We start from the raw sequence: 18,468 nt of genomic DNA, 5'->3' as shown, positions 1-18,468 counted from the left end.
CAGTCAACCCCTGCCGGGCGGGGCATTGAATGGACGGTTTCTCCATTCCCGGGCCCGGGAGATGTAGCCGGTCAACGTCGGGGCGATGATGTGACGATGGACGAGACCACGACGGCCGGCCCGGCACCGGCCACGACGGTCGGCCCGGCACCGGTCGGCCCGGCACCGGCGGGGACGGCACCGGTCGGTCCGGCACCGGCGGGGACGGCGGTCGCCGCGGAGTCCGGAGGCTGGCTGGAACTGCTCGCCGACGACTGCTCGCCGGGCGACATCCAGCGGTTGCGCGCGGCTCTCCTGGCGGGAGCGGACGACGCCACCCGTCGGCGGGTCGAGAGCGAGGCACAACTCGCCGAAACGATCCGTGCCCGGCTCGCGGACCGTGGCCGGGACGCCCGCGAGCTGCGCGTCCGCGACGACCTGGTGCGGCGGCTGGCGTCCCTGCGGGACAGTGCGGGGCTGCTCCAGGAGGTCGTGGCGCAGTCGCGGTTCCTGCTCGGTGTTGACGTCGCCTACATCATGCTGCCGACCGCTGACGGCGGCCGCCTGCGCATCGATATCGTCGACGGCTCACTGGGTGACACCCTGCAAGGCGTCGTCCTCAGGGACGGCGAGGGCCTGGGCGGCGAGGTCATGCGCTCCGGCCGGCCACTGTGGAGCGAGTCCTATCTGGACGACGGGCGGCTGCGCCGGGTTCGGTCCGTCGACTCGATCGCGGTCAGTGAGCATCTCGGCGGCATCCTGGGCGTCCCGCTGCGGTTCGGCAGGTCGACGCTCGGTGTTCTCCTCGCCGCCGACCGCCGTCCGCGGCGGTTCAGCGACCATGAGGTCGAACTGCTCGCGGGTCTCGCCGCCCATGCCGCCGTCGCGCTGCGCAACGCCCAGCTCTTCGAGGAGAACCAGCGGGCCGTCGCGGATCTGCGGCAGTCGAACGAGGCCCTGAAACGTACGGACGAACTGCGCCGACGGGCCGGTGAACTGCGCGAACAGCTCACCGCCGAGGTCCTGCGCGGGGGCGGGATCCCCGAGGTCGGACGGGCCGTGGCGCGGGCGGTCGGTCTGCCGGTCCAGGTGCTCGGCGCGGACGGCGCCCGGCTCGACGCGGGACCCGGCACGGACGACATCGACGTGGTCGCCGTCACCGGCAGTGCCCCCGAGCGATGGCTCTCCGGCCAGGAGCCGGCCTCCCGGACGGCCATCGGCCGGGATCACCTGGCCGTTGTCCCGATCCGGATGCGCGACGGCTGCGCGGGCTGCCTCGTCGCGGTCAGCGACGTACGGATCGGCGACGAGACCGTACGCCTGCTGGAGATCGGTGCCATGACAGCCGCGCTGGTCGTCGCCACCGAGCGCAGCGTCGCCGAGGCCGAACTGCGCACGCGCGGCGCGTTCGTGACCGCACTGCTCGCCGGCGACGGGGACGACGCCGAGCTACGCCGTCGGGCCGTGGCCGCCGACATCGACATCGACGCGATCGGCGTCGTCGTCGTGCTCGACAACGCCGGACAGGACGAGAGGGCCGTGGCCGCGGCGGCCACCCGGATCGCCGCCGAACTGCACGGGTGGGTGGCCCAGCACGCCGACCGCTTCGTCGTTCTCGCACGGCAGCACGACGTCGCCTCGGTTCGGGCACGGATAGCGGCTCTCGGGGACGGTGACCTGCCGGCGGCCGGCGGGATCGCACCGGCCGCCGGCGGGGTGGCGGCGGTCCGTACCGCTCACGAGGCGGCGCGGCAGACGGCGGCCGTCCTTCTCGCCCTCAAACTCCCAGGAGCTGTCGCGACCGCGGCCGAGGTCGGTCCGTACCGGAGTCTGTTCAGCCATGCCGGCCGGGATGACATCGCCGCGTTCGTCGAAGCCGCCCTCGGCCCTGTGCTCGCATACGACCGGGCCCGTGGCCGAGACCTCGCCACGACCCTCGAAGCCTTCCTCGGCCAGTCCCAGCACCACGCCCGCACCTGCGAGCAGCTGTGCATCCATCCCAACACGCTGTACCAGCGCCTGGAGCGTATCGGAGAACTCCTCGGAACCGGGTGGCGCGAGCCGGGCCGGACCCTGCAGCTGCAGCTGGCACTGCACCTGCGCGGCCTCGCGCAAACCCTCGCTCCCGACGTCGGACGCCGAGGGAACACACCGTGACCGGGCAGTGGTGGAGGATTCACCCATCGCTGACGACCGGATGTGGGCATCACGTCCATTGCCCGCGAAGCCGCCATCACATGCAATGAGCCAGCGGCCCGCAAGGCCGCGCGAGCATCGCCGGCGACGAAGCCGGCCCGATGAACAGGACTCGTGCAATGACGCAGGACTTCCGCCGAGGTCACGTCGTCACCGGTGATGGAGTCACCATCAGCTTCCTCGAACAGGGCACCGGACCGGTGATGGTGCTCGTGTCGGCTGGTCGCAGACCGCCGCCCAGTGGCGTCACCAGATCGTCGAGTTCTCCCGCACCCACCCCGTCATCGCCCTCGACATGCGTGGTCACGGCGAGAGCGACAAGCCCGGCCACGGCTACCGGATCGCCCGGCCGGCCACGGACCTGCACGACGTACTCGTCGCCCTCGCATGCCAGGACGTCACACTCGTCGCGCACTCGATGGGGTGCTCCGTCACGTGGGCGTACTGGGACCTGTTCGGTGGTGAGCGGCTCGGCCGGCTCGTCCTTGTCGACCAGCCCTCCGTCCTGGTCGCCGACCCCGCCTGGGCCGAGGGCGAGGCGGCGGAACTCGGGGCGATCTTCGACTGTACGACGGTCTCCTCCCTCAACGCCGGCCTCAAGGGGCCGGCCGCGGCCGACGTGAGCCGCGGGCTCGTCGCCTCGATGTTCACGCCCGCTACGCCCGCGGAAGACATCGAGTGGACGATCGAGGTCAACTCCGCCCTGCCCCGCGCGGACGCGGGCACCCTCCTCGCCGACCACTGCTTCGCGGACTGGCGTGACGTCCTGCCGCGGATCACCGTCCCGATGCTCGTCATCGGCGGTGACGCGAGCATCTTCCCCCCGGCCGGCATCGAGTACGTCGCCAAGGGCGTTCCGTCGGCGCAGGTGCGGATCTTCGTCGGCGACGAGCGCGGCAGCCACTTCATGTTCTGGGAGAACCCGGCTCTCTTCAACCGCGTCGTCCACGAGTTCCTCACCGGCTGACACGCCGGTCCACCTCCACACGGCAGCCGCCCCTGAACCCCGCGGCGACTCCCTCTCCGGCTCCTTCCTCCTCCTCCTTCCTCCTTCCGCGCAGTGCCTCAGCGCTGTGCCGTGCGGCCGCCGTATCGGTATGGCTGCGGCACAGCGTATGGACAAAACCGAAAGGTCCTCCCATGTCCGTCACCAGCGTGTCCCTCACCGAGTCCCTGGATACCGTCCTCCGTGAGAGCGTCGAGTCCGGCCTGATCCCCGGCGTTGTGGCGCTGGCCGCGACATCCGACGGCGTCGTCTACGAGGGCTCCTTCGGCCCCCGCGTGCTCGGTACCGACACCGCCATGACCACCGACACCGTCTTCTGGCTCGGCTCGATGACGAAGATGATCGTTGCGATCGGCGCCCTGCAACTCGTCGAGCGCGGCAAGCTCTCCCTCGACGCCCCCCTCGGCACCCTGCTGCCGCAACTGGCCGAGCCGCAGGTGCTGGAAGGCTTCGACGACGACGGCCTACCCGTCCTGCGTGCCGCCCGCACCGCCGTGACACTGCGGCACCTCCTCACCCACACCGCGGGCAACGGCTACCACTTCTGGAACGCCGACGTTCTGCGCTACCAGGAGGTGATGGGCCTGCCCGGCATCATCGAGTGCAGAGAGGCGACCCTCACCACCCCGCTGACGTTCGACCCGGGAACCGCCTGGCAGTACGGGATGAACCTCGACTGGGTCGGGAAAGCGATCGAGAAGGTGTCCGGTGTGTCCCTGGAGGACTACCTGCGGGAGGCGCTGCTCGACCCGCTGGGCATGAGCGACACGACGTTCGTGCTGACCGCCGGCATCAGCGCCCGCCTGGCCGGCATGCATGCGCGCACCCCGGACGGCCTGGTGCCCGTCGAGTTCGAGATGACCCAGGAGCCGGAGTTCCAGATGGGCGGGGGCGCCATGTACGGCAGCGCCCGTGACTACCTCACGCTGCTGCGGATGCTCCTCGGCCGCGGTGAGCTCGGCGGCGTCCGGGTACTGTCCGAGGACTCCGTCGACGAGGCGCTGCGCAACCAGATCGGCGGTCTGCGGATCGGTCTCATCGCGTCCGTCGACCCCGCCAGTTCCAACGACGTCGACCTCCTGCCCGGCATCGACAAGACGTGGGGCCTGCTGGGCCTGCGCAATGAGGCCCCCGGCACGCAGGGCCGCTCCGCCGGAAGTCTGTTCTGGGCGGGCCTGGGCAACACGTACTTCTGGGTCGACCACGGTAGCGACGACTGCGGCCTGCTCTGCACGCAGATCCTGCCGTTCGCCGACCAAGCCGTCCTCGACACCTTCGACAGCTTCGAGCGGACCGTCCACCACCGCTGACGACGGCCTGCCCGACGACCTCTGCGAGAACGATGAGAACTTCTGTGAACGCCGCCGGCACCGCGAGCCCCATTGGTGCCGGCCGACAGTTTCCCCGCTGGTCCCAGCTGGGCCCACTGCTGCGTGTCGACCTCGGCGGTACGGGCGCCCGTGCGCGTCTGCGACGCGCCCCGGACGTCGCGGGCATCCGCGAGATCGCACGTCGGCGGGTCCCGCAGGCCGTCTTCGACTACGTCGACGGCGCCGCCGAGGGCGAGGTGAGCATCGCCCGCTCGCGCGACGCGTTCGACAGCGTCGAGTTCCGCCCCCGCGTCCTCGTCGACGTCGCCGAGCCCGACCCCTCGACCACGATCCTCGGCCGCCCCGCCCGGATGCCCGTCGTCCTCGCGCCGACCGGCTTCACCCGGCTCATGCACCACCAGGGCGAGTACGCCGTCGCCGCGGCGGCGGCCACGGCCGCTGTCCCCTACACGCTGTCCACCATGGGCACGGTGACACCCGAGCGCCTCTCCGAGACCCGCCCGGACGGTGCCGACCAGTGGTTTCAGCTGTACCTGTGGCGCGACCGGGGCCGTAGCGCCGAACTCGTGGCGCGCGCCCGCGAGGCCGGGTTCCGCACGCTCGTCCTCACCGTCGACACCCCGGTCGCCGGAGCGCGGCTGCGCGACGTCCGCAACGGGTTCAGTGTCCCGCCGAAACTCACCCCGCGGACGCTCATGAACATGAGCCGGCACCCGGGATGGTGGGCGAATCTCCTGACGACCGAACCGCTGACGTTCGCCTCGCTCACCGAGACCGGTGGCACCGTCGCCGATCTGGTCGGCCAGATCTTCGACCCGCACGTCACGATCACCGACCTCGAGTGGCTGCGGGGCCAGTGGCAGGGACCGCTCGTGGTGAAGGGGGTCCAGACCGTGGCCGATGCCCGCCTCGTCGTGGACGCCGGGGCCGACGCCGTCGTCGTCTCCAACCACGGCGGCCGCCAGCTCGACCGCGCGACGACCCCGCTGGAGGAACTTCCCGCGGTGGTACGGGAGATCAGTGAACGGGCTGAGGTCTACATCGACGGCGGGGTCCGCACCGGCGCGGACGTCGTCGCCGCCGTGGCCCTTGGCGCCCGTGCCTGTCTCATCGGCCGACCGTATCTCTACGGCCTGATGGCTGGCGGCCAGGCGGGCGTGAGCCGTGTCCTCGACATCCTCCACGCGGATATGACGCGGACCCTCGCCCTGCTCGGCACGCCGATGCTGAAGGACCTCGACGGCGACAGCGTACGGTTCCGGCGTCAGCGCTGACCAGGAACCCGCTCCGCCGAGTGGTCTTTGTCGTCTGGATTTCCCGCCGACCTGGCCAGAGATGTTTCGAGTGCTGGCGGACGTTGTGAGGCAAAGAGGCCCGGGTCTGTCTGACCTGGGCCTTCTTCATGGAGCGGGTGACGAGAATCGAACTCGCGCTCTCAGCTTGGGAAGCGACGGCGCTTGGATGGCGGCATAGCTTCTGACCTGCGGGTATGTCGCCCGGGGTACAGTGTCGAGGGCTAATTTCGCACCGCTGTTTACCGTGGTTGTCCGGTCTTATGGGCACGCTATGGGCACGCCTCCGCGTGGGGACGCCATGCGGGGGCGGGACTGCTCCACTGCGGTTCTGCACCTGTGGATGCGGGATGTTCCCGACACATCGGCTTGCAGAAGCACACCCCTCCACGGGCACTTGACGGCCGGTGACGTCGCCAGATTCAGCACTGCTGCGCCGGAGCGGCAGTGGGATGTCGGCGTCGACATGGAGAGGGTTGAAGGTCAGACCGGCTACCCGATCCGCTCCGCCTGGCACACGCGCGGCGGTCCCCGTCCGCTGCTACCCGCGGAGTCGTTGAACAGGGCGGGCGGCATCCTCAACCGGATAGGCTGCCCGAATGAGTGGCTCCTTCGCAGGTGAGAGCGTGCCTGGTTCCGTCATCTTTATGTCAGGGGTGAGCGTTCACCGTCGCACGACGGGCCAGGAGGTGATCCTTGACTCGGTCGACTGGGCCGTGCTCAGGGGGCAGCACTGGGCGCTGCTCGGGCCGAACGGGGCCGGCAAGACCACCATGCTGCGGCTCGCCGGAGCCTTGATCCACCCTACGACCGGAAACGTGGACGTACTCGGGTATCGGCTTGGTCGGGTGGACGTGCGAGAGCTCCGGGCTCGGATCGGCTTCGTCAACGCCGCGCAAAAGGTGCCGCTGGACGCCACCGCCCACACCGTGGTCCTCACCGGCGCGACCGGCACGGTGCAGCCGCTGTGGCGGATGTACGACCCCGGCGACCGGGAACGGGCCACGGTGCTGCTGGCCGAACTGGACTGCAAGGAGCTCGCAGGGCGCGCCTACGGTGACTGCTCGGGCGGACAGCGGGCCAGGATCCTCATCGCCCGGGCACTGATGTCCGACCCGTCCCTGCTGCTGCTCGACGAGCCGTTCAACGCGCTCGACCTTCCCTCACGGGAGGATCTCGTGGACGCGTTGTACGGCCTGGCGAGCAGCCGGCCGGGACTGTCCACGGTGACCGTCACCCACCATCCGGAGGAGTTGCCGCCCTCCACCTCGCACGCCTTCCTCCTGAAGGAGGGCCGTGAACTCGTTGCCGGTCCTGCGGAATCCGTGCTCACCTCGGCGAACTTCACCGAGTGCTTCGGGCGGCCCATCCGGGTCGAATCGCATGATGGCCGTTGGTACGCACGGTCTACGGCCGTACCGCCAACGCGTCGCCGAGGCGAGCCTCCGCCCGGTCCGGGCTCTCGCCCATGAACCGGACGAGACCGGCCAGGCTTCTGAGGAATCCTTCGCCCAGGTCGGCCGCCGGATGGTCCTCTCGGTACTTCAACCCCAGGCGCATACGATCGCGGCCCTCGACGACCAGGAGCATCAGGTCGGGTCCGCGCCGCAGACGGGTGTCCTGCGCGAAGGCGTCGAGAGGGACCCAGTCGCCCACCAGGCCGGAGCCCGGCAGCCGTCCCGAGAGGGGCACGGCTTCCATGACGGTTTCGTCGACGTAGTTGAAGAAGGCGCCTGCGAGTTCGGGTGCGATGCCCCTCGGCAACGCCTCGCCCCACAGGGTGTTGGCCCTGTCCTTGGCGATGTGCGAGAGGGTGCTCGCGCACATGAGCTGGAAGGCCGTGCTTCCGACGAGTTTGCTCAGGGCGATGTCTTCGTCGGCGTGGACCACCACGGGACCCTGCATGAATCTCTTGTCGGCCGAGAGACGCGCCTCCTTTGTGCGCCGGTTGGCCGTGAGGGCGAGGGGACTGCTGACTCGCTGGCCGCTGGACCGGCACAGCGCGAGGCCGAACGCCGTGAGCAGCACGGCCGGGATCGGTGCGCGCAGGGACGCGGACGCCTTTGAGGCGCTGTCGAGGAGGTTGGGCGTGGACAACCATACGGTCCGGTAAGTGCTCCCGTGCCCGTGCAGGCTGCTGTCCACGGTGGTGTCGACCCCGTACCGCTCCAGCAGGTCGGTCAGTTGTCGGGCCTGCCCGCGCCAGAATTCCTCCGAGCGCTCGCGATAGCGGGCGGCTGCGGGGAGCTCCTCCCAGTCCACAACGTCGAGGGGCTGTTCGGGTACGCCCGGAAGGGCTGACGACGGAGCGGAGAGCAGCGAGTGGAGGTCCTCCCTGAGGACGTTCATTCCCGATACGTCCAGCGCGGCGTGGTCGGCCACCACGCCGATGTCCTGCACCTTGCCGTCGTGGTGGGCGACGAGGAAGCGGATGGGCCACTCGTGGGCCAGGTCGAAACAGGTCCCGCGGAGTTCCCCGAACGCATTGGGTGCGTCGTGGGCCTCCACCGTGCGGACGACCGCGTGCAGGTCCGCTGCGGTCCGGGGCGCGGAACAGACCTGTTGCCGGCCGTGGGGTCCGGCCGTGGGGTCTGTGAGGCTGCGCAGCGCCTCGTGACGGGTCAGGAGAACGCCGACTGCGTCCATTGCCTCGCCCACCGTGGCGTCCGCCACGCTCACCGCTGAGACCGAGTTGTTGTCGCACGCGGTGTCCGGCTGCTGAGGCTGCCCTGCGAACCAGTCCTCCTGAGCGTGATTCAGCCGGCCCTCCCGCTCGACGCGGGGTGATGTGGCGCTCACCGTGCCTCCTGCAGATCCTCGTCGGTCGCTCGTGTCCGTCGGCGGTAGTGGGCGAAGCCGGGCCAGAAGACAGCGGTGATCACTACACCGACTACGCAGAGAACGCCGCCGCTGACGATCGACAGCCGCAGCCCCCAATGAGCCACGGCACCCGCTTCGATGTCGCCCAGTCGTGGTCCGCCCACCACAAAGAGCAGGAACAGGGCATTCACGCGTGAGCGGAGCAGGACGGGTGTGTGCCGCTGCATCATCGTCACGCGCAGGACCGCGCTCACGGCGTCGGCCGCGCCCGCGATCAGGAGGAGCAGCAGGACTGCCCAGAGGCTGTTCAGCACCAGGCCGCTGGCGGCGATGGCCAGCCCCCAGACAGCCACGGAGACCATGACCCCCAGTCCCTGTCGCCGGACCCGCCCGATCCATCCGCCGGTGGCGCCGGCGAGCAAGGCGCCCAGCGCCGGAGCGGTGAACAACAGACCCAGTGCCCCGGACGGCCAGCCGTCGTGGTCGGTGACCATCTGCGGAAAGAGGGCCCTGGGCATCCCGAAGACCATGGCGAACAGGTCGATGACGGCGATGGCCTGGATGAGCGGGTGGCGCAGGAAGAACCGGACGCCGGACAGCAGGCCACGGAGTGCGGGCCCGGAAGTGTCCGCGCCGCGAGGGTTTCCGCCCCGTCCGGTACGGATGAGGTAGTAGCCAACAGCTGCCACGGTGAAGGTCAGCGCGTCGGCGACGTACACGGCACGCACGTTCCACAGGGAGAGCACCACACCGCCGACCAGAGGACCGGCCAGGGAGGTGATCTGGAAGAGGGTCTGGTTGAGGACCTGGCCCGCCTCCAGGTCCCGGTCGCGGAGGAGGGACGGCACCAGGGAGTCGCGTACGGGCTCGTCCATGGCCGTACACAGAGCCAGTGCGGTGGCGAGCACGACGAGGAATGACAGCCCTGTCAGCCCGCTCAGCCCGGTTCCGAGGGCGAGTGCCGCCATGCATGCACCCTGTGCGACCTGGAGAGTGACCAGCATCGCCCGGCGGTTGACGCGGTCCCCGAGGTGGCCGCCGACGAACGCACCGACGACGAGTGCCACGAGCTGGGCAGCACTGACGATGCCCACGTCCAGCGAGTTGTGCCGCAGCAGATACGCCTGGGCCGCCAGCGCGACGACCGTCATCTGGCTCCCGGTGAGGGAGGCGACCTGGCTGATCCAGAACACCCGGTAGTCCCGGCTGCTGCGGATGGGGCTCAGGTCGAGTGTGACCTTCGACAGCAGCCGGGGCACCCGACGGGCGGGCACCGCTTCAGGCTGCCCGCCCGTCCGGGGCTCCCGCTCTGTTGCCGTCTCCTGACGGGTGCTCACGGGTGCGCACCCGCCGGGGTCAGGTGGGAACTCAGCTCGGAGACGGTGAGCAGGCGGACGCCGATCCCCCCGATCTCGGACAGCGCGCTGTCCGTCACCCGGGAGACGGCATCGGTGATCAGACCGACCCGGTAGTCGCGCTCCGACGCCTCGAAGATGCTCGCCCTCGGGCAGTTAGGCAGGTTGCACCCCGCGAACACCACCGTGTCCACGCCCAGTTCGGTCAGGAGGTCCTGCAGCGGGGTGCGGTAGAAGGCGCCCCACCGGGGCTTGAAGACGGCGTACTCGGCGGGGCCGAGCCGCTGCGGGCGGCCCGAGAGCAGGAGCTCGGCATCCAGTTCGGGGGCGTCGTCGGGTGCCAGCCCGGGTGCGAGCCCGCTGCCATGGCTTCCTGGCACCGCGATGCGTACGCCGCTGCCGATCAGTCCGCGCCGGACGAGGTCCACGTCACCGCTAGTGGGGTCGTAGAGGCGCACGATGTGAATGACGGGGCGACCTGCCGACCGGAAGGCGGACACGGCGGAGCGCAGAGCCGGCAGGACCTCTGTGGTGCCGGGGATGCCGTAGGGCGAGTCCGACAGGAAGTCGTTCTGGACGTCGATGGTCACCAGGGCGGCGGAGGCGAAATGCGGCCGGGTGTGCGGGTCGTCGATTCCCTGCGCACTCATCGGCCGGCCTCCGCGCCCTGACCGGCCGGAGCCAGGAAGCGGCGCTCGATGGCGGCGAGGCTGCGGAAGTCCTCGGCGGTGATGGAGCCGAGGTCGACGGCCGCCCCGGTGACCTCCTCCAGGAGGTAGACGAACTCCAGGAAGGCCAGGGAGTCGATGAGCCTGCCCTCGATGAGGTCGTCCTCCCTTCCCGGGGCCTCCGTGAGATGCGGGTTCTTCTCCATGATCCACTCGACGACGCGGTCGTTCATGCTTCTCCTCCGTTGGTTGTGCTCTGCGTGGTTCAGTCGCGGTCTGTGTCCGCGCCCGGTACGGCGGTGGCGCCCGCGGCGATGGCGGCGGCCCAGGGGCCCTCGTGGCTGATGCTGATCTCGATGGAGTCCAAGTGGCGTTCGGATGCGAGCCGGGCCGCCCGGCCCGACAGATGGGCACGGGGGACTCGGCCCGCCGGGCCAAGGATCTCCACCTCGGCCCAACGGATGATCTCGCCTTCGGGGGCGAGCACCTTGATCACGGCCTCCTTGGCGGCGATCCGGCCACTGATCGTCTCCAGCCTCCCGTTGGCGACTCGCTCGAGCTCCGCCCGCTCCCGGTCCGTGAAGTGGTCGGCGAGCAGGCGGCCGGCCGAGGTGTCCAGCAGTTGGGAGATCCTGGCGACGCTCACCAGATCCACTCCGACCCGTACCGGACTAAGCCCGTTCATGGCTTCGGTCCGCGCCGTGTGCGGCGTCCGCCGTGCCGACGAGCAACTTGGCGGATGGCTCCGGCGCCTGCACCACTTCGACGTGGGCCAGCCCTGCTTGGCGCATCAGCTCGGTCATTTCGGCCACCGTGTAGCTGCGTCCTCCGTCCCACAGGGTCAGAGCGGAGAGGTTGTGCAGCGTGGTGAAGAGGGGAGCGGTGCGCGTCTCCTCGAGGAAGTGACCGTGCACCAAAACCCTGCCTGATTCCGAGAGGGCCGCGCGGGCCCTGCGCAGGATGCCGAGGGCAGCCTCCGGGCTCTCCTGATGCAGGACGTTGGAGAGCAGGACGACGTCCACGTCGGAGCCGAAGTGGTCGGAGTAGTAGTCGCCCGCTCGAAGCTGGATCCGGCTTTCCAGACCGGCCTGTGTCACGGTGTTCGAGGTCAGCGGCAACACGGCTGGCAGGTCGATCACCTCGCTGGTGAGGTCCGGCCATTGCTCGCAGAATGCGATGCTGTACGTCCCTGCGCCCCCGCCGACGTCGACCATCGTGGTGGCGCCCTGCTGCGGAAGCGCCTGTGCCAGCGCGTCGGCACTGCGGGAGTTGTACTCGTGCATGCCGAGGATGAAGTCAGCGGCGTACTCCTCGTCGTCGCCGAGCCGCAGCCGACGCTCCTCCACCGCCTCTGCGACCTGCAGAGCCTGCGTGATGCCGCCCCAGGGGTCGTACCAGCGGGCCATCACCTTCACCCAGCGCGTGACCGACTCCGCCGATGCCTCGACCAGCAGCCGCTGGGTGTGCTGGCCGTTGGCGTATTCACCGTCGCCGGAGCGGGTCAGCAGGCGCAGCGCCACACAGGCGTCGAGCAGCCGCAGCGCCGAGTCCTCGGGCAGACCGCAGGCGGCGGCGGCCTTGTCCACCGTGAGCGGGCCCTCGGCAAGGGCGTCGAACACTCCGGTGCGCACGGCGGCGAAGAGCGTCTGAGCCTGCCAGTATCCGAACGCCATCTGACTGATCTGGGCCATTCCCAGGTCAAGCGCCATGAGTCACCGACTCCTTCGTGGGGAGAGCCGCCGCGAGGGCGTGGGCATGGCTTTCACGGAGCGCGGCCACGATGTCGGCTGCCGGCAGCACGGCGCGCACAGCACCGCAGCCGTGGCCCGCGTACCTGGCCATCTCGTCGATCCGGCCGGTCGTCTCCGTGGTCGGGGCCGCCGCCGAACCGCGCGGCACGGGGTGGCGCTCGCCCGCCACCGAGGTCCAGGCGATGAACTGCGAAGGAAGCGGCGAGGGGCTGTCGGTCACCGGGCTGCGCAGGACCCGGTGCGGGCGGCCCGGCCAGCCGATCTCGAAGCGGTCGCTCACCACGGTGTCCCCCTCACCTCCTGCATCGATCAGCGCGCTCTTGTACAACTCGTGGGCGCCGGACTCGCGGGCGGCGACGAAAGCCGTTCCCAACAGCCATCCTTCGGCACCGAGTTCACACACCCGGCGCATGCGCCGTCCGTCCGCGATGCCGCCGGCCGCCACCAGATACGCGGGTGCGTTCAGGGCCACGGTGCCGGTGATCAGCTCGTCGAGAGGCAGCTGCCCCAAGAGATGCCCACCGGCTTCCGTTCCCTGGAGTATGACGGTTCGGGCGCCGAGCTCGGTGGCCCGGACCGCATCGTCCGGTGTGCCGACCTGGACCATCAGGGTGAAACGAGAGCCCTCCAACTCGGACGTCAGCCACGCGGGAGGCAGACCGTAGCTGTTGAGCACCATGGGTCTGTCGTCGGGCATCGCCTGCACGGCCGCGCCGACTTGAGCCCGCAGCAGGGTGTCGCCCGCGACTTCGGGGATCACATTGACCCCGAACGGCCGCGCCGTGAGCGCGGCGGTCTCCACGACGGCCGCACGGCAGCTGTCCGCCGCCAGCTTGTACAGCGCGATGGTGCCCAGCGCCCCAGCATCACTGACCGCGGCCGCGAGCCGCGGCGTCGCGATGCCGCCCATGCCGGCCTGGACGAGAGGAAAGGAAACCGGCAGCCCGGCGGGCAAGCGCCCATGGGCCGTATCAGAGCCGGTCATCGTCCAGCCTCTCCAGGGCCTTCTCCGCAGAGCCGTACTGGAGCTCCATCGCGTGGATCCACCGCTCCACCCCGAAGGCGGTGCAACTCGTATACGCCGATGTGCCGTCCCACGTGATGTCGAGCCGGTCGCCGAAGAAGTTCCGATGGCGGTTGATCGACGCGATCGCCGTGCCGTCGGGAATAACGAACTCGTGCTTGACCGGATCCAGCGCCGTGAGCTTCGCACGGGAGCCGTCGCGGTCGTAGAACGGGTCGTTGGCCGTGACGATCTCCAGCTCCAGGCCCAGCCCGGCTGCCAGGCGCTGGACGAACTCCCTCGACACTGCGAGGTGTTGCTCAGCGCCGTCCCGGTGGCCCAGGTAGATCACCTCACGCATGTGGAAGCCGCGGAGCCGGCGCAGACCGTCGAAGTGGTTCTCGTTGCGGAAGCAGCGGGCGACAGCCGTCAGCCGCAACTCCTCCGGAAGCTGTCGGCCGCGCTGCGACAGCAGCATCCCGTAGCAGGTGGCGGAGGGCAGGACGTATCCCGTGGGGTCGTACGATCCGGCAGGGAGGGTACCGACGGGCGTTCCCGCCGCCAGCGAATCGGCCGCCTGATCGGTGAAGCACCCCGTGGTGAGGCACAGGTGTGGGAAGTTCTTGAAGTAGTCGAGATCGGCCAGCCATTCAGCGGGCAGGAGAGGTGGCGGGACGAGGGGCTGCGCCCCGACCTCAAGCGCGAGCTGTTGGAACCGCTCGTCGAGCTTGTGCAGCAGGAGGGCGCGGGGCGGGTCGAGCGTGACGAGGCCCGCACCCGGATCGGTGGTGGGCACGGACGCGGCAGGGGTCACGCTCACGACGCCACCTCGTTGGCCAGGACACCGATACGACGGTAGAAATTGCGCGTGCGCGCCGTGATGAGGTCATGGGCCGCCTTGCGGGCCGGATCCGCGAGGAGCCGGCGGCGCAACCCGTACGGGTCCGGCAGTCCCGCGTCCTTGTAGACGTCCACGCTGTAGAGCTGGGCCACCGAGGCGTCGATGTAGCGGCGGATGTACTCCCCGGCGGCCGTGATCTCCTCGGGCGCTGACTTTTCCAGCATGGACTGATATAGGGCGCGCACCAACTGGCCACCGAAGGCTATGTGGCGGGACTCGTCCTGGTGATGAATGCGGTTGATCGCGCGAATGGTCTCCGGCAGGGATTCGTCCGCCGCCATGGTGCTGTTGAAGTAGTCGACGATCTGCTCGAAGATGAGAATCCTGCTGAAAACCAGGAAGTTCGCGACGAGCGGCGACGTGGAATCCTGCGGGAATTGCAGCGAGCGGTCCTCGTAGAGCTTGCCGCCGTATCGCAGGCAGAACTCGGCGAAGAACCACATGTGCTCGTTTTCCTCGCCCAGGAAATGATGGAAGAAAGGAGTGGGAACCTCGAAGCCCGGCGTGTGGATCCGCTGCACCACTTCCAGGAGCAGCTCACGGATGCCATGCACGTTCAGGCTGTAGAAATGGATGCTCTCCCATCGGGAAAGCTCCCTGAGCTGCTCGGATGTCAGCTCTTCGGCTTCGGTGGTGCCGTGAACCGTGAGCAGGTGCGGACTCATCCACATCGCGTCCTGCGGAATGGAGTCCGGCCACTCGAAGGTCTGGTACGGATTGTAGTAGTCGTCTACCGAGGCGCGGGCCAGACGGTCGACCGCTGCCGCCATTTCACTGTCCCAGATGGTGCTTACGGACATGTGCAGTCCTTCACGTAAGGGGCGGGTGAACGAAGGGGAAAGCGCTCTCTTAGGTGATCAACGTGAGCGCCTCGGGAAGCATAAGGACCTCGGATTACTTCGTTCAATGGTTATTAGAACCATTGGCCGAAGAAGTCGAGTCACCCGGGCAGGGGCTTAAAGATCTCCCAAAATCAGTTTGCTGGAAGCGTGACGAACCTGGCAAAACGGACGACCCATTCCGGATCGTGGGCTTCCTGTGAACAGTTTTGAGTCAGCGACGCGCGCAGTTGCGGGACGAGTCTCGGATGCCGAGACATGATGACGGATCTACGGGCGCCCGCTTGGCCGCGCCACCTACTAGAGATCTTTAAAGGTGTGGGTTACGGGGTGTAGTGACGGCTGCCGAGGGTCGCGGTACGCCGGAAGGATGAGGTATCCCGATGGCGGTGGGCTGACGGCTGATGAGCGGGCTCGGCGGGAGCAAGTCCGGCTGGAGGCCGCCGATCTGATCGAGGCTGGGGCCAGTGACCGGGAAGTGGCCCGGCGGTTCCGCGTGACGCGGATGTCGGTGAACCGCTTCGAGGACGCCGGTCGTGCCCTGGGTGTGGGTCGTTGGCGTCGCCGACGGCCCACACGGCGGCGGGGTACACCTTGTCGCTGACGCCCTCGTCCAGCAGAGCTTTGATGCGGTCGCCGTCGTACGCCATGGTCTCCCTCTTCGCCGGGGACATCCCGCAGGTCAGCGTAGTGACGTTCGGGTTGCGGTTCGGGTAGCGACGTCGCTCGGGCGGCCCGGTCGGGGCGCCGAGGGCTGAGTGCCGGATCCGTCGGACGAGGTCAGCTCTGTGTCTCCCCAAGGGCTGTGCGCAGCCAGTCCAGAGACTCGGTCGCAAGCACCGCGTCGGCGAGCTCGTTGGCGGACTTCGTGGTGAGTCGTCGGCGGCTGTTGTCGATCCAGCGCTGCGCGTTCTCGTAGCCCTGGGCCTTGTACTCGATGCCCTGGATCATGCACTCCAGCTTGTCGGCGTCCCGGGCGCAGAGGGCCTCAGGGGACTCTTTCGCCTCGTATTCCGCGACCAGTTCGCGTACCGCGGTGGCGAGGACCTCGGGCATGCCCGCGACCTGGTCCTCGGTGACCGCTCGCGGGTCCGCCTGCGGGGCGTACTTCCTGCCCAGGTAGTTCACGTCCCCGGTACGGGTTTCCTGCGAGTCGTGCCATACCGCGAGGAACGCGGCTTGTGCGGGGTCGGCGCCTTCCAGTTTCGCGATGATCGTCGCGAGGAGAGCGGTGCGCCATGAGTGCTCTGCCACCGACTCGGGGTCGCGTACGCCGGCCATCCACCAGCCGGTGCGCTTGGTCTGCTTCAGCGTGCCCGCCTCGTACAGGAAGCGCGCCACCGCGGACAGGTCTTCAGTCACCGTCGGACTCCTCTCACGCCTCGGCGAGGCGGATCGCGTACCGGATGCTCTCCAGCTCCCGGCGCCCACGCGCCGACAGCTCCCGGCTATCCAACATCACGGGCAGCCTGCCGCGCAGGGCGCGTCCTGCTGCTCCGGATCGCAGCAGGTTGGGCCGTACCTGGAGCAGAGACCAGACGGAGTGGATATTGAGGTCGACGTAGCCGTGATGCGGAGCGAGGCCGTGCGCGAGATGGGCGAGGAGTTTGTCGCCGGGCCACGGGCCGGGGTTGCGGGCGGCGATGAAGTCGTCGCTCAGTTCCAGGTGGGCCGTCTCGCCGATCCAGTAGGCCCAGTAGTTCAGGTTCGCGGCCTCGCCGGCGTCGTCGTCGATGAGGGCGGCGTCGATGAAGTGGCTCATGCGGTCCCGGTCCCCTTGCCGGGCAGAGACCGCGGCAACTGACCGGGAGTTGAGCCAGCCCGTAAGCCAGCCGCCAGGGCGTTCTGTCGCCTGCTGGTGAGCGAGCCATGCGGAGGCGTCGTCCTGGTCGTCGTACCCGGAGAGGTAGAGGGCCTGGCGGCGGAGCAGGAACTGGTCTTCGCCCCGGGCCTGTTCCGCGGTGCGCCGCATCTGTGTGAAGAACCGCGCGCGGTCTGCTACCGACAGCTCCGGCCCGGCCGGCGCGGGGCCTCGGCGCTTGCGCGGCGGGGCGGGCAGGTCGCGGACGGGCTGGGGCGGCACGTGGTTGAGGGGCCATGCGAGGACCTCGACGAGGTCCCGCTGCATCACCCAGGCCCCGAGCGGGCTTGCCGCGATGTCGGCCTGGCCGTCGAGGGCGCTCGCGAGGAGGACGTCCGCCTCCAGGGCGCGGTCGAGGGCTTGCAGGAGCGCCGGGGCGGTGCCCATGTGCATCAGCCGATGACGGTGTACGAGCATCTGCCCGACCGGTACAGCGGTCAGCGGGCGGCGGCCCGATTCCCAGCCCGCGATCGTGTCCGCAGACACGCGCAGCTGCTCGGCTGTGTCCTCCTGGGTGCGTCCCTGCTGCTCTCGGATGACCCGGAAGACGTAGCCGGAGATGACGCCCGTGCGCGGGCGCCCGCCTGATCCCTGACTGCCGGTCAGGGTTGGTCGCGAACTCGACTGCATGAACAGCCCCATTCCCGTGTGTCCGCAGCAAACCACCCGTACTTGCGGTCACTTCTAGCTGCGGTCACGGCTCTCTACCGTCGTATGCACCACCGAACGAGCCTAGTAGGGAGGCTGTCACTGTGGGTTTCGTTGCGGATGCTCCCGAGCCGATCGTCCTCAGGCGACAACGCCCCGACGGCCGGTGGTTGGGCTACCCCGAACGCGAGCACCTCCAAGGGACGCGACGATGACCATGACGGTTGCAACGGTGGGACCACAGCGCTACCAGGAGCGGTATGCGGCGAGGCTGGAGTCCGTCACTCAGGTGCGTCGGGACATAGCGTTGGTGCTTCAGACCTGGGGGCCTGCCTCAGCTGGTGGACGTCGCCGCGCAGGTCGTCACCGAGTTGGTGGCCAACGCGGTGGAGCACACTGACGCCGCCACGGTCGGCGCCTCGATCACCCGGGTCGGCAAGGAGTCCGCCCGGATCGTCGTGACGGACACGTCCCGCACCAGACCCACCCCGGGCACGCCGTCACCGAACGACGAGCACGGCCGCGGGTTGCTCCTTGTCGAAGCTCTTGCCCATGCCTGGGGCAGCGAGCTGGTACGCGGCGGGAAACGCATCTGGGCAGAGCTGCGAGTGCCGTCCGCATGCTGATCGCGCCTGTCTCTTTACGGCTCCTGCCCGCAGAGGAGTTGGCCGGCGACCCGTGCCCGGATGCGTGCGTGGAGCTGGCCTTCAACCCCACCTGTTTGTCTGAGTGGACGTTAAGTCCGATCTTCCCCGGTTCGTGATCGCTCGATCGTGGGACTGATACTCGTCCGGGGCGACTGCTCGTCATGCCCATGC

17 protein-coding genes and 1 pseudogene are annotated in these 18,468 nt (G+C 69.2%); 7 read left to right on the top strand and 11 right to left on the bottom strand.

Annotated elements, in window-relative coordinates; translation table 11 throughout:
- Positions 1 to 96 precede the first annotated feature (96 nt).
- The 5 genes and pseudogenes from ACIBAF_RS44785 to ACIBAF_RS44765 all read left to right on the top strand — a co-directional run bounded on the left by ACIBAF_RS44785 (position 97) and on the right by ACIBAF_RS44765 (position 7,276).
- Complete coding sequence (locus tag ACIBAF_RS44785) at positions 97 to 2,136, top strand: helix-turn-helix domain-containing protein (RefSeq protein ID WP_399471831.1); 2,040 nt, start codon at positions 97 to 99, stop codon at positions 2,134 to 2,136.
- 268 nt (positions 2,137 to 2,404) lie between these two features.
- Positions 2,405 to 3,142: pseudogene (locus tag ACIBAF_RS44780) on the top strand (alpha/beta fold hydrolase); the annotation flags it as partial.
- Positions 3,143 to 3,315: 173 nt separating this feature from the next.
- Positions 3,316 to 4,491, top strand: a complete 1,176-nt coding sequence (locus tag ACIBAF_RS44775; protein WP_399471829.1) for a serine hydrolase domain-containing protein — start codon at positions 3,316 to 3,318, stop codon at positions 4,489 to 4,491.
- A gap of 44 nt (positions 4,492 to 4,535) precedes the next feature.
- Complete coding sequence (locus ACIBAF_RS44770; protein WP_399471827.1) at positions 4,536 to 5,786, top strand: alpha-hydroxy acid oxidase; 1,251 nt, start codon at positions 4,536 to 4,538, stop codon at positions 5,784 to 5,786.
- A 665-nt stretch (positions 5,787 to 6,451) separates the two neighbouring features.
- Positions 6,452 to 7,276 (top strand): ABC transporter ATP-binding protein, encoded by an 825-nt coding sequence (locus tag ACIBAF_RS44765; RefSeq protein WP_399471825.1) that lies wholly within the window; start codon positions 6,452 to 6,454, stop codon positions 7,274 to 7,276.
- Here ACIBAF_RS44765 and ACIBAF_RS44760 read toward each other — a convergent pair.
- Genes ACIBAF_RS44760 through ACIBAF_RS44720 form a run of 9 tightly spaced genes read right to left on the bottom strand, consistent with a single transcriptional unit; the run spans position 7,212 to position 15,102 of the window.
- Complete coding sequence (locus ACIBAF_RS44760) at positions 7,212 to 8,603, bottom strand: condensation domain-containing protein (RefSeq protein ID WP_399471823.1); 1,392 nt, start codon at positions 8,601 to 8,603, stop codon at positions 7,212 to 7,214. The two genes, ACIBAF_RS44765 and ACIBAF_RS44760, sit on opposite strands and share 65 nt — an antisense overlap.
- Positions 8,600 to 9,898 carry an MFS transporter gene (locus ACIBAF_RS44755; RefSeq protein ID WP_399471821.1) on the bottom strand — a complete coding sequence of 433 codons (1,299 nt, stop codon included), beginning with the start codon at positions 9,896 to 9,898 and terminating at the stop codon, positions 8,600 to 8,602. Before ACIBAF_RS44755 ends, ACIBAF_RS44760 begins: the two co-directional genes overlap by 4 nt.
- Positions 9,899 to 9,957: 59 nt before the next feature.
- Positions 9,958 to 10,629, bottom strand: coding sequence for a cysteine hydrolase family protein (locus ACIBAF_RS44750; protein ID WP_399471819.1), 672 nt, complete (start codon positions 10,627 to 10,629; stop codon positions 9,958 to 9,960).
- A complete protein-coding gene (locus ACIBAF_RS44745; RefSeq protein WP_399471817.1) occupies positions 10,626 to 10,880 on the bottom strand; it encodes an acyl carrier protein in 255 nt (84 codons plus the stop codon). Before ACIBAF_RS44745 ends, ACIBAF_RS44750 begins: the two co-directional genes overlap by 4 nt.
- 32 nt (positions 10,881 to 10,912) lie before the next feature.
- Positions 10,913 to 11,332, bottom strand: a complete 420-nt coding sequence (locus ACIBAF_RS44740; RefSeq protein ID WP_399471815.1) for a holo-ACP synthase — start codon at positions 11,330 to 11,332, stop codon at positions 10,913 to 10,915.
- Positions 11,319 to 12,356 carry a methyltransferase gene (locus tag ACIBAF_RS44735; protein ID WP_399471813.1) on the bottom strand — a complete coding sequence of 346 codons (1,038 nt, stop codon included), beginning with the start codon at positions 12,354 to 12,356 and terminating at the stop codon, positions 11,319 to 11,321. The genes ACIBAF_RS44740 and ACIBAF_RS44735 overlap by 14 nt, the downstream gene beginning before the upstream one ends.
- Complete coding sequence (locus tag ACIBAF_RS44730; RefSeq protein ID WP_399471811.1) at positions 12,346 to 13,383, bottom strand: NAD(P)H-dependent flavin oxidoreductase; 1,038 nt, start codon at positions 13,381 to 13,383, stop codon at positions 12,346 to 12,348. The genes ACIBAF_RS44735 and ACIBAF_RS44730 overlap by 11 nt, the downstream gene beginning before the upstream one ends.
- Positions 13,370 to 14,215 (bottom strand): aminoacyl--tRNA ligase-related protein, encoded by an 846-nt coding sequence (locus ACIBAF_RS44725; protein ID WP_399471857.1) that lies wholly within the window; start codon positions 14,213 to 14,215, stop codon positions 13,370 to 13,372. The genes ACIBAF_RS44730 and ACIBAF_RS44725 overlap by 14 nt, the downstream gene beginning before the upstream one ends.
- Positions 14,216 to 14,217: 2 nt before the next feature.
- A complete protein-coding gene (locus ACIBAF_RS44720) occupies positions 14,218 to 15,102 on the bottom strand; it encodes a diiron oxygenase (RefSeq protein WP_399471810.1) in 885 nt (294 codons plus the stop codon).
- 409 nt (positions 15,103 to 15,511) lie between these two features.
- On the opposite strand from ACIBAF_RS44720, the gene ACIBAF_RS44715 reads away from it, so the two are divergent.
- Positions 15,512 to 15,745 (top strand): helix-turn-helix domain-containing protein, encoded by a 234-nt coding sequence (locus ACIBAF_RS44715; RefSeq protein WP_399471808.1) that lies wholly within the window; start codon positions 15,512 to 15,514, stop codon positions 15,743 to 15,745.
- A gap of 176 nt (positions 15,746 to 15,921) precedes the next feature.
- Here the strand turns inward: ACIBAF_RS44715 and ACIBAF_RS44710 are convergent, their stop codons facing one another.
- Together ACIBAF_RS44710 and ACIBAF_RS44705 are read right to left on the bottom strand one after the other, a co-directional pair.
- Positions 15,922 to 16,503 (bottom strand): HD family hydrolase, encoded by a 582-nt coding sequence (locus ACIBAF_RS44710; RefSeq protein ID WP_399471805.1) that lies wholly within the window; start codon positions 16,501 to 16,503, stop codon positions 15,922 to 15,924.
- A 13-nt stretch (positions 16,504 to 16,516) separates the two neighbouring features.
- On the bottom strand, positions 16,517 to 17,644 hold the full coding sequence (locus tag ACIBAF_RS44705; protein WP_399471803.1) for a helix-turn-helix domain-containing protein: 1,128 nt from the start codon (positions 17,642 to 17,644) through the stop codon (positions 16,517 to 16,519).
- 347 nt (positions 17,645 to 17,991) lie between these two features.
- Between ACIBAF_RS44705 and ACIBAF_RS44700 the strand changes: the two genes are divergently transcribed.
- Positions 17,992 to 18,276 carry an ATP-binding protein gene (locus ACIBAF_RS44700; protein ID WP_399471801.1) on the top strand — a complete coding sequence of 95 codons (285 nt, stop codon included), beginning with the start codon at positions 17,992 to 17,994 and terminating at the stop codon, positions 18,274 to 18,276.
- Positions 18,277 to 18,468 lie beyond the last annotated feature (192 nt).

The sequence above is a fragment of the Streptomyces sp. NPDC051677 genome (assembly GCF_044453465.1).
Classification (GTDB): Bacteria; Actinomycetota; Actinomycetes; order Streptomycetales; family Streptomycetaceae; genus Streptomyces.
This window is presented reverse-complemented; position numbering and strand designations above follow the sequence as displayed.